Origin of the sequence: Inhella inkyongensis, from assembly GCF_005952805.1 — a bacterium.
In the GTDB taxonomy this organism is placed as follows: Bacteria; Pseudomonadota; Gammaproteobacteria; order Burkholderiales; family Burkholderiaceae_C; genus Inhella; species Inhella inkyongensis.
The window spans coordinates 1854430-1871174 of the sequence record NZ_CP040709.1; the positions used below are offsets into that span (position 1 = coordinate 1854430).

Annotated in this window: 13 protein-coding genes; 5 read left to right on the plus strand and 8 right to left on the minus strand. The window is 67.1% G+C overall.

Features of this window, described 5'->3' with window-relative positions:
* The first annotated feature begins 16 nt into the window (after positions 1-16).
* Genes FF090_RS08980 through FF090_RS08990 form a run of 3 tightly spaced genes read left to right on the plus strand, consistent with a single transcriptional unit; the run spans position 17 to position 6739 of the window.
* Positions 17-4231, plus strand: a complete 4215-nt coding sequence (locus FF090_RS08980) for a response regulator (protein ID WP_138856396.1) — start codon at positions 17-19, stop codon at positions 4229-4231.
* Positions 4228-5667: a GAF domain-containing protein gene (locus tag FF090_RS08985; RefSeq protein WP_138856397.1), complete on the plus strand. Its 1440-nt coding sequence runs from the start codon at positions 4228-4230 to the stop codon at positions 5665-5667. The genes FF090_RS08980 and FF090_RS08985 overlap by 4 nt, the downstream gene beginning before the upstream one ends.
* Positions 5660-6739 (plus strand): response regulator, encoded by a 1080-nt coding sequence (locus FF090_RS08990; RefSeq protein WP_138856398.1) that lies wholly within the window; start codon positions 5660-5662, stop codon positions 6737-6739. Before FF090_RS08985 ends, FF090_RS08990 begins: the two co-directional genes overlap by 8 nt.
* A gap of 15 nt (positions 6740-6754) precedes the next feature.
* Here the strand turns inward: FF090_RS08990 and FF090_RS08995 are convergent, their stop codons facing one another.
* The 3 genes from FF090_RS08995 to FF090_RS09005 form a co-directional block, all read right to left on the minus strand.
* The gene (locus FF090_RS08995) at positions 6755-8197 is read right to left on the minus strand and encodes a sensor histidine kinase (RefSeq protein WP_138856399.1); all 1443 of its coding nucleotides are present in this window, start codon (positions 8195-8197) and stop codon (positions 6755-6757) included.
* The gene (locus tag FF090_RS09000; RefSeq protein WP_138856400.1) at positions 8194-8871 is read right to left on the minus strand and encodes a response regulator; all 678 of its coding nucleotides are present in this window, start codon (positions 8869-8871) and stop codon (positions 8194-8196) included. Before FF090_RS09000 ends, FF090_RS08995 begins: the two co-directional genes overlap by 4 nt.
* Before the next feature lie 89 nt (positions 8872-8960).
* Positions 8961-9866 carry a LysR substrate-binding domain-containing protein gene (locus FF090_RS09005; RefSeq protein WP_138856401.1) on the minus strand — a complete coding sequence of 302 codons (906 nt, stop codon included), beginning with the start codon at positions 9864-9866 and terminating at the stop codon, positions 8961-8963.
* 229 nt (positions 9867-10095) lie between these two features.
* Between FF090_RS09005 and FF090_RS09010 the strand changes: the two genes are divergently transcribed.
* Both FF090_RS09010 and FF090_RS09015 read left to right on the plus strand, forming a co-directional pair.
* Positions 10096-11538, plus strand: a complete 1443-nt coding sequence (locus tag FF090_RS09010) for a dihydrolipoyl dehydrogenase (RefSeq protein ID WP_138856402.1) — start codon at positions 10096-10098, stop codon at positions 11536-11538.
* Complete coding sequence (locus FF090_RS09015; RefSeq protein ID WP_217503032.1) at positions 11535-12167, plus strand: glutathione S-transferase family protein; 633 nt, start codon at positions 11535-11537, stop codon at positions 12165-12167. The genes FF090_RS09010 and FF090_RS09015 overlap by 4 nt, the downstream gene beginning before the upstream one ends.
* A 5-nt stretch (positions 12168-12172) precedes the next feature.
* Here the strand turns inward: FF090_RS09015 and FF090_RS09020 are convergent, their stop codons facing one another.
* The 5 genes from FF090_RS09020 to FF090_RS09040 all read right to left on the minus strand — a co-directional run bounded on the left by FF090_RS09020 (position 12173) and on the right by FF090_RS09040 (position 16322).
* A complete protein-coding gene (locus tag FF090_RS09020; protein ID WP_138856403.1) occupies positions 12173-13051 on the minus strand; it encodes a PhzF family protein in 879 nt (292 codons plus the stop codon).
* Positions 13052-13170: 119 nt separating this feature from the next.
* Entirely contained in the window at positions 13171-13626 is a 456-nt protein-coding gene (locus FF090_RS09025) for a hypothetical protein (RefSeq protein WP_138856404.1), read from the minus strand.
* A gap of 14 nt (positions 13627-13640) precedes the next feature.
* The gene (locus tag FF090_RS09030) at positions 13641-14405 is read right to left on the minus strand and encodes a hypothetical protein (RefSeq protein WP_138856405.1); all 765 of its coding nucleotides are present in this window, start codon (positions 14403-14405) and stop codon (positions 13641-13643) included.
* Positions 14406-14505: 100 nt separating this feature from the next.
* A complete protein-coding gene (locus tag FF090_RS09035; protein ID WP_138856406.1) occupies positions 14506-15501 on the minus strand; it encodes an alpha/beta hydrolase family protein in 996 nt (331 codons plus the stop codon).
* 14 nt (positions 15502-15515) lie between these two features.
* Positions 15516-16322: a hypothetical protein gene (locus FF090_RS09040; RefSeq protein ID WP_138856407.1), complete on the minus strand. Its 807-nt coding sequence runs from the start codon at positions 16320-16322 to the stop codon at positions 15516-15518.
* Positions 16323-16745 lie beyond the last annotated feature (423 nt).

Below are 16745 nucleotides of genomic sequence, written 5' to 3' on the forward strand. Positions count from 1 at the left end.
GCGGCTGCATCGGGCCTTGAGCCTTTTGCTCGGCGCGAGCCTGCTGGTGCAGGTGGTGCTTGTGCTGGCCTGGGCCTGGACGCAGCAGCAGTGGGATGTGGCCACTCAGGCCCGGCAGCAGGCCCTGGAGGCTGTGGCCTCGTGGGACCAGGCGCTGCAGCAGCAGCGGGACATCGTGCAAGCCGCCGCTCCCCAGGCGCTACTGAACTTCGATCAGCGCGATGCGCGCCAAGAGCGCGAACGGGCACTGGGCCTGCTGATGGCCCTGGCGCCCGAGAAGAGCGCCCGCCAAGCCTTGGTGGAATTGGGCGAGCGGGCGCAGCGCCTGCGCTGGGCCCAGCGGGCGGCGCTGCAAGACGAGCGCACGGGCGCGCGGCCGGCCGATCCCGAGCTGCAGCAGGCGCTGCAGCAATGGCGCACTCGGCTGGCGCAGCAGGAGGCCGAGGCCCAGGCGCAGGAGCAGCGCCTGCAGCGGGGCGTTCAGATCGCCTTGCTGGGCCTGCTGATGCTGCAGGCGATCACGGCCCTGCTGTGGTTTTGGCGGGTGCAGCAGCGCTTGGTTTTGCGTCCTTTGGCGCGGTTGCAAGAGCAGCTGCGCGCCCTTTTGGGGGTGGGCGGCGAGGTCCAGGGGCTGAGCGCGCTGACTGAGGCGTTGGCGCTGCAACGCGAACATCTGCAGGCCCTGGCCGACCAGCAGTGGATCAAGGGCGAACAAGGCCGGCTGGCGGCCGAGCTGCAGGGCTTGGGCAGCCTGACCGAACTGGCCCGGCGCTTGCTGGCGCAACTCGGACCTCTGCTCAGTCTGGGTCATGGGCTGTTCTATGTGCATGAAGAGGAGCGCCGGCGCCTGCGGCTGCTGGCTTCCTTTGCGCTGAGCGAGCGCAAGCAACTGGCGCAGCACTTCGTCTGGGGCGAGGGTCTGGTCGGTCAGGCCGCGATGGAGCGACAGGCCATCGTGTTGACCGATGTCGCGCCCGACTATGTGCAACTCAGCAGCAGCCTGGGGGCGGCGGCACCGCGCATGCTGCTGGCGCAGCCGGTGCTCAGTGGTGAGCGCGTGCTGGGGGTGCTGGAGCTGGCGCGCTTTGCGCCGCTGCAGCCGCGCGAGCGCGAGTTGCTGGATGCCTTGCTGCCGGTGGTGGCCAGCGCCATCGAGGCCTTGGAGCGCCGGATCAAGACCGAGCGCCTGCTCGAGGCCACCCAGGCCCAGGCCCAGCGCATGCAGGAGCAGGCCGCTTTGCTGAGCACCCAGACGGCCGAGTTGCAGGCGCAGCGCGAGTCCATCGCCGGCCTGCTGGCGGCCCAGAACGCGATCTTTGACAACGCCCCGGTGGGCATCCTGCATGTGGTGGAGGGCCGCATTCAGCGCGCCAATGCGCAGATGGGCCAGCTGCTGGGCCGTGCGGCTGAGAGCCTGAGCGGCGCCAGCGTGGCGCTGGCCTTTGCCTCTGCCAAGGACCACGTCCGCTTTGTCACCGCAATCGAGACCGATCTGGCAGCTGATCTGCCGGCGCAGCGTGAGTGGCAGCTCACGCGGGCCGATGGCCAGCGCTTCTGGGCCCTGTTGGCCGTCAAGAGCCTGGCGGCGCCGGGTCAGCGCCAGGCCGCCATCTGGATGGTCGAGGACATCTCCGAGCGGCGCCGCAGCGAGGCCCTGGTACAGCAGATGCTGGACGAGCAGCAGGCCATCTTCGAGTCGGTGTCCAGCGGCATCGTGGTGATTCACGAACGGGTGGTGCAGAAGTGCAATCGCCAGCTTGAAGTCCTGCTGGGCGCCGAGTCTGGGGCGCTACTGGGGAAGGCGACTCAGCACTGGTATGCCGACGAGGGGGGATTCGAACGCCTGGGGCAGGTCTATGAGAAGGTCTGGCGGGGCGAGATCGTGCATGCCGAGGAGCGGCTGCGGCGCGCGGATGGTCATGTGTTCTGGGCGCGCTTGAGTGGGCGGGCCATTGACCTGCAAGACCGCGCCCGAGGCGTGGTCTGGACCATCGACGATGTGACCCCTGAGCGGGCCAGCGCCGATGCCCTGCGTCAGGCCAAGGAACTGGCCGAGCAGGCCACGCGCACCAAGAGCGACTTCCTGGCCAATATGAGCCACGAGATCCGCACGCCGATGAACGCCATCATCGGCATGAGCCATTTGGCACTGCGCACCCAGCTGGATGCCCGGCAGCATGACTATGTGCGCAAGATCCAGCAGTCGGCCCAGCACCTCCTGGGCATCATCAATGACGTGCTGGACTTCTCCAAGGTCGAGGCCGGTCGGCTGGAGGTGGAGCGGATCGAGTTTGATCTGGAAAAGGTGCTGGACAACCTCAGCACCCTGGTGGCCGAAAAGGCCCAGGCCAAGGGCCTGGAGCTGATCTTCCATGTCGCCCCCGATGTGCCGCGCTCGCTGGTGGGTGATCCGCTGCGTCTGGGGCAGGTGCTGATCAATTACGCCAACAACGCCGTCAAGTTCACCGAGCAGGGCGAGATTGAAATTGATGTGCGGGTGCAGGAGCTTGGGCCCGACAGCGTGCTGCTGCGCTTTTCCGTCCGTGATACCGGCCTGGGCCTGAGTGCCGAGCAGCAGGCCCGGCTGTTCCAAAGCTTTGAGCAGGCGGACGCCTCGACCACGCGCCGCTTCGGTGGGACGGGGCTGGGTCTGGCGATTTCCAAGAATCTGGCCCAGCTGATGGGCGGCGAGGTCGGCGTGCAAAGCCAGCCGGGGCAGGGCGCGACCTTTTGGTTCACGGCCCGGCTGGGTCTTGGCGGGGCCTTGCCGCTGCCGGCGCCGCGCCCCGATCTGCGCGGCCGGCGCCTGCTGGTGGCCGACGACAACGAGGCGGCCCGCCGCGTCATGGTGGAGCTTTTGCAGAGCATGGGCTTCAGGGTGGAGGCCGTGGCCGATGGCGAGGCGGCGCTGGCCACCATCGAGGCCGCCGAGCGTGCCGATCGTCCCTTCGATGCCGCCTTGCTGGATTGGCAGATGCCCCGCCTGGACGGCGCCAGCGTGGCCGAACGCCTGCGTGGCCGGCCGCGGGCGCCGCGCACCTTGCTGGTCAGCGCGCATGGCCGGGAGGAGCTCAGCCAGGCGGCCGCGCGCGCGGGCGTCGATGCGCTGTTGTTCAAACCCGTCAACGCGAGTCTGCTCTTTGACGGGCTGATTCAGGTGCTGTCCGGTGGCGTCGGCCCGGCGCCACCGCGTTTGGCGGTGGGCGGCGAGAGTGCGCCCGAGCTGCGCGGCCGCCTGGCTCTGCTGGTGGAGGACAACGAGCTGAACCAGGAGGTGGCCAGCGGTCTGTTGGCCGATCTGGGGGTGCGGGTGCGGGTGGCCGGCGATGGCGCCCAGGCCCTGCGGGTGCTGGAAGAGATGGAGGCCAGCGAACGCCCGGACTGGGTGCTGATGGACATGCAGATGCCGGTGATGGACGGCCTGACGGCCACGCGCCGTCTGCGCACCGATGCACGCTGGCAGCAACTGCCCGTGCTGGCCATGACGGCCAATGCGCGCAGCGAGGACCGCGAGCTGTGTATGGACGCGGGCATGAACGAGCACTTGAGCAAGCCCATCGATCCGACCGCCCTCATGGAGGCGCTGCAGCGTTGGTTGCCGGCCCCTGTGCGGCTGCAACTGGATGGGTTGGCGCTCGATGAGGTGCGCGCCCGCGTGGGCGGCGACGAGGGGCGGTTGCGCGACCTGTTGCTGCGCTTCGCAGCCGGTCAGCGCGATGCCCTGGCTGTGGCCCAGCAAGCGCTGAGTGAGGGTGACTCTGCGTCGGCGGAGCGCCGCGTTCATACCTTGCGAGGCCTGGCTGCCACGGTGGGCGCCCGTCAGCTGCCTGAAATGCTTGAAACCTTGGAACAGACCTTGCACCAGGGTCAGGCGCCCGCGGCGCCGCTGTGGCAGGCCGCCGAATCGCTCTTGGCGCGCTGTTGCCAGGCCATCGACGCAGGCCTGGGCGCGTCGACTCCAAGCCTGGAGCCGACGCTTGAAGTGTCGGCTGAAGAGAAGGCGGCTCTGCGTGCGCAGGCCGGGCCCTGGCTGCGCCAGTTGCGGCAACGCATGGCCCAAGACGACGCGGAGGCGCAGCAAATCTGGAGTGAGCACGCGGGGCTGTTGCGTCAGGTGCTGGGCAGCGGAGCGGGCGCGCTGGAGCGTGCGCTGCGCGCCTATGACTTCGAAGCCGCCCTGGGTGCCTTGCAGCAGGGACTGGCTGCGCAGGACTGGGAGCTGGGCCCATGAAGCGATTGCTTTCAGGTGCCGGCGCGATCGGGGCCGTGAGCGCCATCTTGGTGTTGGCGGGTCTGGCGGCCTGGGCCGCCGCCGTGGGTTTGCAAGCGGCCGAACAGCGGCAGGCGCTGGTCGACTTGAGTGTGCAGACACAGCGTGAGGCCGATGCCCTGTTGGGGCGCACATTGGCCGGCCGTGCCATGGGCGCCATGCTGCTGGCGGGGCAGATGGACGGCGCGGTGCAAAGCGCGGCGCGCGCCCCGGCCGCCCTGCGGGCCGAGGCCGGTGCACGACTCAGCGAGGCCCTGGAGACCCTGGCGCGCAGCGTCGAGGCCGATGCCGCCTGGGTGCTCAATGAGCAGGGCATGGTGGTGGGCGTATGGGATATCGCCGCCGAGGGCGCCGGTCGCAAGGCCCTGGGGCAGACCTGGCGCCAGCAGCCCCATGTGCTGATGGCGCGCGAGCAGGTGGAGTCGGTCTATGCCAGCCGCGGGGAGGGCGGGCGTGAGCTGCAACTGGCCGCACCGATCTATGCCGAGTCGGGCAACTACTCCGCCGTCCAGGGCGTTCTGCTGATGCGCCTGCCGCTTGCGCAGATGGATCGCACCCTGGCATTGGCGGCCGAGCTGGCCTTGCTGGTCTCACCCGCCGGCGAGGTGTTTGCCGCCTCACGGCCGGACTTGCAAGGCCTGCGCCTGGCCGCGGTGACCGATCCGCTGGGGCCAGGCTGGCTGCGTGCCGAGGCCGAACTGGCCTGGAACGATGTGCAAGGGCCGTGGCGGCTGCTGTTGCTGCGCCAGACGCCGCTGCATTCGCCGCTCAGCTTGGGTTTGGTGGCCTTGGTTTTTGTGGGCGTGGCGGCGCTGGCCTTCGCGTTATGGCGCGCCATGCGCCATGAAGCGGCACGCCGGGCAGCGGTGGCCCAGCAGGCCGAGACCGCCGAACTCCTGGCCCAGCGGGCCCGCTGGCAGACCGAGGTGGCGAGCCTGGGGTCCAAGCTGCAGCAGAGCCGCGAGGTGGGGGCGCTGGCCCAGTGCTTCTTTGAGGGGCTGGCTGATTTGATGCCGGTGCACCAGGCCAGCCTTTACCGGTCTGCGCCCGGCCAGTCACTGCGTTTGCTGGCGCAGTGGGGCGGCGGGCAGGTGCCGGACCAGATCGAGCTGGGCCAGGGTTTGGTGGGCGAATGCGCCCAGAGTCAGCAGGCGTTGTGGTTGGAGGCTCCGCCGCCTCAGTACTGGACCCTGCGCACCGGTCTTTACGAGGGCTCGGCCCGAGCCCTGGTGGTGCTGCCGGTGATGCGGGCCGGCAGCTTGGTGGCGGTCCTGGAGCTGGCGGCGCTGCACAGCGAGTTGCTCGCGCATCGGGCCACCTTGGAGGCCTTATTGCCCGTGCTGGCGGTCAATCTGGAGGCTGCCCTGGAGGCGGCCCCGAGGAGGGGGGATGCTTGATCGAGCGACCGTGCTGGTGGTGGATGACACCCCGGACAACCTCAGCCTGATGCATGGGCTGTTGCGTCAGGACTACCGGGTGCGCGTGGCCAACCATGGCGAGAAGGCGCTACGCATCGTGCAAGAGGAGCCGCCGGACCTGATCTTGCTGGATGTGATGATGCCCGAGCTCGATGGCTATGAGGTGTGCCGGCGCATCAAGGCCATGCCCGAGGCCCGTGAGCTGCCCATCATTTTCTTGACCGCCAAGAGCCAGGTGGCGGATGAGGAGTTGGGCTTTTCGCTCGGTGCGGTGGACTACATCACCAAGCCCATCAGCCCGCCCATCGTGTTGGCCCGGGTACGCACGCATCTGCTGCTCAAGCGCAGCCACGACTTCCTGCGCGACAAGGCGGCCTATCTGGAGGCCGAGGTGGCACGCCGCAGCGCCGAACTCGCGGCGATTCAGGACGTGACCATCCTGGCCATGGCCTCGCTGGCGGAGACCCGCGACAACGACACCGGCAACCACATCCGGCGCACCCAGCACTATGTGCGGGTGCTGGCCCTGGCCCTGCAGCGCCACCCCGACTACGCCGCCGAGCTCAGCGACACCATGGTCGATCTGCTCTACAAATCAGCGCCCCTGCACGACATCGGCAAGGTCGGCATCCCCGACCACATCCTGCTCAAGCCCGGCCCCTTTGTGGACGATGAGTTTGAGCACATGAAGTCCCATGCCCGCCTGGGCCGTGACGCCATCGAGGCGGCGGAACGCCAGTTGGGGCGGCCTGTGCCCTTCCTGCGTGTGGCCAAGGAGATCGCCTATTCGCACCAGGAAAAGTGGGATGGCAGCGGCTACCCCGAGGGCCTGCGGGGAACCGCCATTCCGTTGGGTGCGCGCCTGATGGCGCTGGCCGATGTGTACGACGCCCTGATCAGCCGGCGTTGCTACAAAGCCCCGATGACGCATGCGCAGGCGGCGGCCATCCTGCGAGCCGGGCGCGGCAGCCATTTCGATCCGGCCGTGGTGGACGCCTTTGACGCCACCGAGGCCGAGTTCGAGCGCATTGCGGCGCAGTACTCGGACTGAGCTTGGCTGATTGAATCAGGCCGACAGCGGCAGCCAGACCCGTACGGCCAAGCCCGGCGTCTCGCCCTGATCGACCGGCCCGGATCGCGCATCTTCGAGCGTCATGCGTCCGCGCAGCGCCAGTACCGCCCCGTGCACGATGGACAGGCCCAGGCCGGCCCCCTCGCCACTCTGGCCGGGCAGACGCTGGAAACGCTCCAACACCCGCTCGCGCCACTCGGCCGGAATGCCCGGGCCTTGGTCCAGCACCTCCAGGCAGGCTTCATGGTCGCTGGCGCTCAGCTTCACCGTGACGCGACGGCCCGCTGGGCTGTACTTGATGGCATTGGTCACCAGGTTGTCGATCACCGCCTCCAGCAACTCCTGGCGCCCCGGCACGCTCAGACTGGGCGGGGCCTGCAGTTCGAGCTCGATGTGTCGGCGGTCGGCCAGCAGGCTGACGTCGGCCAGACGCAGTTGCAGCAGGCCGGCCAGATCCAACAACTGGGTCTGGGCGGCATCGCCGGCCAGCGACTCGTTGCGCAAGCTGCTGAGTAGCTGTTCGGTCAGCCGGTTGGCGCGCTCACTCGCACGGCCCAGGCCCTGCAGCAGGGGGTAGGCGCGTTCCGGCAGGTCCAGTTCCGCCAGGCCTTCGGTGTTGACGCTGATGGCCGCCAAGGGGGTTCGCAGCTCATGGGCGGCATTGGCGGCGAACTGGCGCTCGCGCTGCTGGCTGCTACGCAAACGCTCCAACCAGCCGTTGAGCGCGCTGCTCAGGGACTTGAGCTCGCGCTGTGGCGGTTGGGCACGCAGGGCGCTGAGGTCGTGGTAGGGCTTTTGGTCCAGTTCGCTGACCAGGCGGTTGAGCGGACGCAGGGCGCGGCGAATGGTCCAGTAGTTGGCCGCCAGCAAGATGGGCACCAAGAGCAGCACCCAGGGCAGGGTGCGCAGCAGGGCCAGCAGCTGCGCCTGCAAGTGCTCGTGCTGCACATTGCGGATCAGTTGGATCTGGTAGCCCGTCGTGCCGTCCTGGCCGTGCCGCTGGGCCCAGCGGATGCCTTCAAAGACTTGGTGGTGCACCGCCAGATCGGCTGGTGCCAGTGGCAGGCGCTCGGCTTTGGGGTCGCTGGTGTAGATGAGCTTGCCGTGGCGGCGCAGCACCAGCATCAGGCGGTCCTCGTCACCGTCGGCGTACCAGTCCTCGACACGTTGAAAAGCGTCGAATTCCTCGATCAGGTCTTTGACCCGCTCGGGGTTGTCGGCGGCGCTGCGCGTCAACGCCAGCAGGGCCAACATCCGCTGTGGCGAGGTCAGGTACTCGGGCTCCTGGCTGTCGTTGGACTGCAGGATGTAGATCACAACGCCGAGCCAGACCAGCCCAAAAAAGACGCTTTGCACCAGCACCAGGTGCATCAGCAGGCTGGGTTGGCGCAAGGCCGACCAGGCGCGGCGCCAAATGGGGGGCTGCTTGGTGCTCAATCTGCGGCCGCGTCGTGAGTGCGCGGCTCCAGGTCAATCACATAGCCGATGCCGCGCACGGTGCGCAGCCATCCCGGTCCGAGTTTGCGGCGCAGATTGGACATGTGCATGTCCAGCGAGCTGACCTCCGCATTGGCCAGGGCCAGGGCTTCCAGTTGGGCGCGCGTGACCACCCGACCGACGCGCCGCAGCAGCGCATGCAGCAGCTGGAACTCGGTGGGCGAGAGGGTCAGCGGCTTGCCGTCGAGCTCGGCCTGGCGTGCCTCGGCGTCCATGGTCAGGCCCCGGCAGGCCAGGGCGTCTGCACGGAACACGCCGCTGCGCCGCAGCAGGGCCCGCAGGCGCGACAGCAGTTCGTCCAAGGCAAAGGGCTTGACCAGGTAGTCGTCGGCGCCGCCGTCCAGGCCGCGCAGGCGGTCGGGCAGGCTGTCGCGGGCCGAGAGGATCAACACCGGCAGGGTGCGGCCCAGGCTGCGCAGCTTGTGCAGCCACAGCAGACCGTCGCCATCGGGCAGGCCCAGGTCCAGCACGATGGCGGCAAAGGTCTGGGCGTCCATCTGCGCCTGGGCCTTGGACAGATTGCGCACCCAGGACACATCCAGGCCGGCATGCTGCAGCGCCAGGCTGGTGCCCTGGCCCAGATCGAGGTCGTCTTCCACCAGCAAAATTTTCATGGCGCGCATCCTGCCACCGGGCGCAGCGCGCTTGGGGTGGTCTTTATGGAGTCTTTAGCTTTGTGTGGCGTTTGCGGCGCAACCGTGACTTACTCGGCATGGATGGCCGGATGGGCGCGCAGGCGTGAGACGGCCAGATCGATGAAGCCGCGGCTCTTTTGCGAGGCATAGCGGCCCTCGCGGTGCAGCACATGCACAGGCAGGGCAGGCGGCTCCCAATCCACCAGCAGGCGCTCCAGTCGGCCCTCGGCCAGGTCGGTCGCCACCTGATAGGACAGCAAGCGCGTGATGCCAAAGCCACTGCGCACCGCCTGCAGTGCGGCCTCATTGCTGCTGGTGCTCAGGCGGGCCTGCAATTTCACGCTCTGCGTCTCGCCGTCTCTGTGCATCTTCCACTCGGGGGTCGGAGTGACGCCCATGGCGGCAATCAGGGCATGGTCGGCCAGGTCCTGCGGTTGTTGTGGGCGGCCGTGCCGCTTCAGGTAATCGGGGCTGGCCACGATGACCCGGCGCACGCTGCCGACGCGGATGGCCTGCAGCGAGGAGTCCGGCAACTCGCCAATGCGCACCGCCACGTCCACGCCTTCTTCCATCATGTTGACCACGCGGTCCAGGAACCAGCAATTGGCCTGCACCTGCGGGTTCAGGCTCAGGTACTCGGTGACGATGGGGGTCACCACCAGCGAGCCGAACAGCACCGGGGCGGTCAGCGTGATCAATCCGCGGGGCGCGCCATGCAGGCCGGTGACCGACTCGTCGGCCTCGCTCAGATCGGCCAGGATGCGCCGACAGTCCTGCGCATAGCGCTCACCGGCTTCGGTCACCCGCACCACCCGGGTGGTGCGGGTCAGCAGCCGGGCGCCCAGGCTGGCTTCCAGTTCGTTGATGGCGCGGGTGACGGCCGGTGGCGACAGATTGAGCTTGCGCGCCGCACCGGCAAAGCCATTGGCGTCCACCACGGCAACAAAAACCTGAATCTGATGCAGACGGTCCACAGGGGCTCCTGAAGCAAGGCGGCTGCATTGTGGTGGGCCGCGCATTCTTTCCTGCGGCGCAACAGTGCATTGGCCGGCAAGGGCATTCCCCGTTCAGGGTCTTCGCGCCACAGTGCGGGCATCTCTTCCGCGAAGTCCGCATCATGCTGCCTGCCCCCTTCTTTACCGAATTGCCGCCCGAGGCTGACGCCTGGCTGCAGTCCCTTCCCCTGCCACATGGAACCCCTCCATGCAAGAACTGAGCGTTGATGTCGCCATCATTGGCACCGGCACGGCCGGCATGGGGGCCTACCGCGGTGCGCGCCAGCACACCGAAAGCGTCCTCGCCATCGAAAGCGGCCCCTACGGCACCACCTGCGCGCGGGTGGGCTGCATGCCCAGCAAGCTGCTGATTGCCGCCGCCGAGGCCGCCCATGCCGTGGCCGCCGCTCCGGGCTTTGGTGTGAACGTGCTGGGCGTGCAGGTCGACGGCCGGGCCGTGATGCAGCGCGTGCGCGCCGAGCGCGATCGCTTTGTCGGCTTCGTCACCGAGTCGGTTGACGGCTGGCCGACCGCGCACAAGCTGCGTGGCCACGCCCGCTTTGTGGCGCCCGGCGTGCTGGAGGTGCAGGATCAGGGGAGTGGCCGCTCCACCCGCGTGCGCGCCGCGCGCATCGTCATTGCTACAGGCTCCGAGCCGGTGATCGAGCCGCGCTGGCAGCAGGTGCTGGGCGACCGCCTGATCCGCAACGACGAAGTGTTTGACTGGCAGGAACTGCCGCGCGCCGTGCTGGTGCTGGGCGCCGGCGTCATTGCCTTGGAGTTGGCGCAAGCCCTGCACCGGTTGGGTGTGCGAGTGCGGCTGATTGGCCGTAGCCAGCGCGTGGGGCCGCTGACCGACCCGGCACTGCAGGCCCTGAGCCGCGAGATCCTGGGCGCCGAGATCCCCATGCACCTGGGCCTGGCCCAGCCTGATTTGCGCCGCGAGGGCGACGAGGTGGTGCTGACCGTGGCCGGCCAGGAGGAGCGCTTTGACTGGGTGCTGGCTGCCGCCGGCCGCCGCCCGCGCTTGCAAGGCCTGGGGCTGGAGCTCAGCGGCCTGCCGCTGGACGCGCAGGGCGTGCCGCTGTTTGACCGCCACACGGGTCAGGTGGGCTCGCAGCCCGTCTTCATCGCTGGCGACGCCAATGCCGAGCTGCAACTGCTGCATGAGGCCGCCGACGAAGGTCGCATCGCCGGCGACAACGCCGGCCGCTGGCCCGATGTGCGCGTGCGCCCCCGCCGTGCGCCGCTGGCCGTGGTGTTTTCCGATCCGCAAATCATGCTGGCGGGCCAGAGCCATGCTGAGCTGCTGCGCGCCGGGGTGGCCTTCGAGACCGGCCGTGTCAGCTTTGCCGACCAAGGCCGCAGCCGCGTGATGCGCAAGAACCAGGGCGGCCTGCACCTCTACGCAGACAAGGACAGTGGCCGGCTGTTGGGCGCCGAAATGATCGGCCCCGCCGCCGAGCATCTGGGCCACCTGCTCAGCTGGAGCGTGCAGCGCGGCGACACCGTGCAGCAGATGCTGGACAGCCCCTTCTATCACCCGGTGGTCGAAGAGGGCCTGCGCACCGCCCTGCGTGACCTGCAGCGCGCGCTGCGCATGGGCCCGCCGCCCATTGAACGCTGCCTGGACTGCGGTCCTGGCGCATGAACCCGAAAGCCTTGAACATGATCGACGTCTACTACGCCCCCACCCCCAACGGCATCAAGATCCCCATTGCACTCGAAGAGCTGGGCGTGCCCTACCGGCTGATCCCGGTGAATCTCTCGACCAACGAACAAAAGCGCCCCGAGTTCCTGCAGATCAACCCGAACGGCCGCATCCCGGCCATCGTGGATCCCGACGGCCCCGACTGTGAGCCGATCTCGGTGTTCGAGTCCGGCGCCATCCTGCAGTACCTGGCCGAGAAATTCGGTGGCCTGCTGCCCAAGAACCCGCGCGAGCGCATCCGCGCCTTCGAGTACCTGTACTTTCAGATCGGCGGCGTGGGCCCGATGTTCGGCCAGGCCGGCTGGTTCATGCGCCAGCCCGAAAAAGTCGCCGTGGGCATCGAGCGCTACCAGAACGAAAGTCGGCGCCTCACCGCCGTGCTGGAAACCCGTCTGCAGCAATCGCCCTGGTTGGCGGGTGACGAGTTTTCCATTGCCGACATCGCCCACTTTGGCTGGCTGCGCGTGGCGTCCTACGCCGGGGTGGACCTGAAGGACTACACGGCAGTGCAGGCCTGGGTGCAGCGGATTGGCGAGCGTCCGGCGGTGCAGCGCGCGCTGGCGCGCTGAATCCTTCAATCCTGCAGTTCGGACGCGGGGATCTCCAGCGTCCCCTGGGCCATCGGCCAGACCTCGCCGCTGACCCAGAGATCGCCAGCCGGGTCGCGGCGCACTTGCAGCTGGCTGGCTCGCCCGGCAAAGCGGCCTTGGGCCAGCAGCACGGGGGCGTCCGGCTCCGCCAGCCCGGCCAGCCACAGATAGGCCGCGGCCGGGCCGGCCGCGCTGCCGGTGGCGACATCCTCGACCCGCCCCAGGTTGTCCCAGGTGCGGACCTCGCGCCCGACGGGGTCCAGCAGGAAGACGAATTTGGCCCCCAGCACGGCCAGCAATGGCTCCAGGTTCTGGCCGCTGAAGGCCACTTGGTCCAGGGCCTGGGCCTGCACCGGCAGCACCAGATAGGGCAGGCCGGTGGACATCACGCGTGCGGCCAGGCCCGCCACCAAGGCCTGCGGGCCAAGGCCCAGCGCCGCCAGGATGGGCCCCAGGACCTTGGAATCAATCGCCTCGCCGATGGCCGCCCGGCCCTGGTTCATTTCGGCCCGGTGATGCGCTTCCGCTCTTTGCGTGCGCACCGTCAGCGGCCCAAGGGGCAACTGCAGCACCCATTCGGCCTGCGCCGCCTCGGGGCTGAGCAGGCGGTGAAGCACCACCGCCGCCCCCAGCACCGGATGTCCGGCAAAGGGCAACTCCTCCTCCACCGTGAAGACGCGCGCCCGGGCACCTTGGGGGCCGATCTCGGACAGGAAGATCGACTCGAACTGCTTCATCTCCTGCGTCAGGGCCTGCATGGCCGGCGCCGACCAGGCGTCGGTGTGCACAAACACCGCCAGGCCATTGCCGGTCAGGGGGCGGGTGCCGAATACGTCGACGTGGAAGTAGGGAGTCGCAGGCATGAGCGGAATTGTGTTTTGGGGTGAATCCACACCGGTCCTCCGGCGCGGGGAAGGTCCGGGGCCAGGCTTTGCAAGTCGCTCTCGGAGCCGAAGTAGGGCGGCTGTGCGTTAGAGCGAGTTCAGTGGGGGCGGCTGCGCTGGCCAGACTGCCGATGCAAGAGATGCATCTCATGGGCCCAAACCCGCTGGCCCCAGGCGAAACCGGTCTCACTGATTTCCAGCGCATTGGTGGCGGCGTTGTCCCGAGCGTAGTCGTCCACAAACTCCGTCGACCGAAAACACATCACCACATCGTCCGCCTTGGCGCCGGTCAGGGGGTCGTCCTTCTTGCACTTGAAAACCGTGCCGCTGAAGCCGGTGTGGGTGTTGGGCTGCTGGGCCACGACTTCCCAGAACTCATCAAAGCGTTTGGCCTGGGCCTCGGTGAAGCGGCTGGCGTGGTCGTTGCCGCGCATCAGGGCTTTGATCAAATCAGTGCCCGCGTACGGCTTGTCGTCCTTCCCAAGGAGAAAGGCTTCTGCAGCCATCTGCAGGTCGGCGTACTTCAAGAGGTCAGCAATGCTGGGTGGTGTCATGGTGTTGGCTCCCTTTAGTTCAATGGTTTGAGTACTTTTTCAACGAATCGTTGGGTTTGGCGCATTTGGGACCGCGACTTGTGGCGATTGCTATGAACCGAAGCGGGATAGTCGCGGTCAAAGTCTGGGCAAGCGTTGTCTGCCGCAAAGGTCCAAGGCTGGCGAGCGCCCGCTCGGCTGCCCTGTGCCCAGTCCACCATGTAACCAACGCGCTCGCCCAACACTTCACCGGTTTCCAGGTCGATGACCTTGAGCGAGCTTCCCGCGATCCAATGCTCGCGCTCTTCGCGGGTGGAGATGTCTTCGAACTTCACCCCATAGCGCAGGGTGCGCTGGTTGAGGGGGGTGCGATCCAGGACGAATTCGCGCACCCATTCGCCATAGCTCTTGTCTCGTAGCCAGGGTTGATCCACACGGCCCGTAAACCGATACAGCTTGCCGTCCTTGGGGTCATGCGCCTCGACGAATCGATAACCCTTGTGCGGCGGCCAGCCTTCGCCGACCGGCTCGTCTCGGCCCCCCGTCCTGCTGTTTCTAGCAAACGAAATCAGGTAGCCCTCGTCCTCCAGATCGTCGCCATAGGGATCACTCAACCGGAATTGATCGGCCGGCTGCTCACCAACGTTGAAGTTGTCCTTGTGTGTGCGCACGTTGACGAGGTACACCCCCTCCACCCCCTCGACGGTCTTGTGGATGAACTCGCCCGACTTCTTGCAGCGCTCCTGCCACATCGCCATGGCGCGCTCTTGCTGCTTTTTGGCCTTCCAGTTGTGGGCCATGGAAGGCCCCTTGCACGTAGCAACGGCGACAACCAGGAGCATCAAGACAAATGCAACGCCACGCCAACGCCCCCCCTCCGGGGCCGCTTGGGTCTCTTGATCAGGCTGCATTCGCATACCTCTGTTCGTTGACTGCTACGGACTCCGCCACCGCCGCCGTCACCACATTGCCCCGATCAAGCGGCTGGTCTTCGATGAACACCCGCACATCCTTGCCCACATGGTTCTGCAAGTTCGCCACAGCGGACGGGCTGGTGTGGCCCTGCAGCACGTCAGATTGGTTCGCGAACTGCAGCCACTCGGCCTCGGCCACATCGGATGCGGGCGTGGCGTCACGCCGTGCATCCAAGATGAATGCCGCCAACGTGTTTTTGTCGGCCTGGCTGATGAGACAACCCGCTGCCCGGGTGCGCTCATAGATCGCACTGAGCACCGGGTGGCTGAAGCTGAACTTGGCACTGCCATCTGCATTGGGCTTGGTGAGATCGCTGAACTGGGTCAGCAGGGTCGACAGCTTCTTGGTGGGGTCCACGGCCCCGATGCCCGCGCCATTGAAGGTCACCACCTGCTTCGCGGCCGTGGGGTGCATCTCGTTGAAGGCCGAGGCCAGGTGGCCGCCCAGGCTGTAGCCGGTCAGGCTGAATTGCCCCTCCGCCAGCTTGCCGTCTTGAATCAGCTGCTGGTACCAGGCCTCCATGTCGCGCAGCTGGCCCCAGGCAAAACCGGTCTCTTTGATCTCCAGCACATTGGTGGATTCGTTGTCGCGCGCAGCGTCGTCCACGAACTCGGTCGACCGAAAACACATCACCACCTCGCCGGCTTTGGCGCCGGTCAGGGGGGCGTCGGTATGGCAACGGAAAACCGTGCCGCTGAAACCGGTGGGGGTGTTGGATTGCTGGGCTTCGACTGCCCAATGCCTCTCGAAGTGCTCGGCTTGAGCCTGGGTGAAGCGGCTGGCGTGGTCGTTGCCGCGCTTTAAGGCTTCGATCAGCTTCGTTCCTGCATATGGCGTGCCGCCATCGCCGAGAAGGAAGGCTTCCGCTGCCATCTGCAGGTCGGCGTACTTCAAGAGGTCAGCAATGCTGGGTGGTGTCATGGTGTTGGCTCCCTTTAGTTCAATGGTTTGAGTACTTTTTCAACAAAGCGTTGGGTTTGATGGGCTTGTGATACCGCCTTGTGTCGATTGCCATAGATCGAGGAAGGAAAGTCGCGGCGAAAGTCTGGGCAAGCGTTGTCTGCCGCAAAGGTCCAAGGCTGGCGCGCGCCCGCGCGGCTTCCCTGTGCCCAGTCCACCATGTAACCAACGCGCTCGCCCAACACTTCACCGGTTTCCAGGTCGATGACCTTGAGCGAACTGCCGGCGATCCAATGCTCGCGCTCTTCGCGGGTGGAGATGTCTTCAAACTTCACCCCGTAGCGCAAGGTGCGCTGTTTGAGGGGAGTGCGATCCAGCACGAACTCGCGCACCCATTCGCCATAGCTCTTGTCTCGTAGCCAGGGTTGATCCACCCGGCCCGTAAAGCGATACAGCTTGCCGTCCTTGGGATCGTGGGCCTCGATGAATCGATAGCCCTTGTGAGGCGGCCAGCCTTCGGCAACCGGCTCGTCCCGTCCGCCAGTCCTGCTGTTTCTAGCAAATGAAATCAGGTAACCCTCGTCCGTTAGATCGTGACCGTAGGGATCGCTCAGCCGGAATTGATCGGCCGGCTGCTCACCGAGGTTGAAGTTGTCCTTGTGCGTCCGCACGTTGACGAGATACACCCCCTCCACCCCCTCGACGGTCTTGTGGATGAACTCCCCCGACTTCTTGCAGCGCTCCTGCCACATCGCCATGGCGCGTTGCTGCTGCGGGGTGTTGCCCTGGCTGACGGATACGCCGCTGCCGCAGGCGCTCAAGAGCAGTGCCAGGCCAAGCACGACGGGCGCCCATCGGGGCAAAGAACTGCCATGCCCTTGGGCTTGAATAGTGTTGTTAGGCCCCATGACGGAAGCTCCTTGCGTTCGAGGAATCTGTGTGCATCCAGTTGAGGGGCAAAGCTAGGCTGGCGCCCTGGCCGCAGCCGTTCACGTTGACTTTGCTGGCACGAACACTCGCGGGCATCTCCTCGAGATGGCGCGCAGCCCTCTTAAACACCCCTAAGCCGAACATGGTCGAAACTCCTTGGTCGTTTTCGATAGCCCTGAATGGCGGGCGGGAACATCGGCGCGCCGACTGTTCTCGTCGGCGCCGTGCCCCCGTAGATCCACCGACTGCAGCAGACCCGTAAACGCGCGCGCGCCCGCAGCCCGCGAAAAACTCCCCACTCGGGCGCGCGCGCCGTCGCGCAGCGCCAGTTGCAC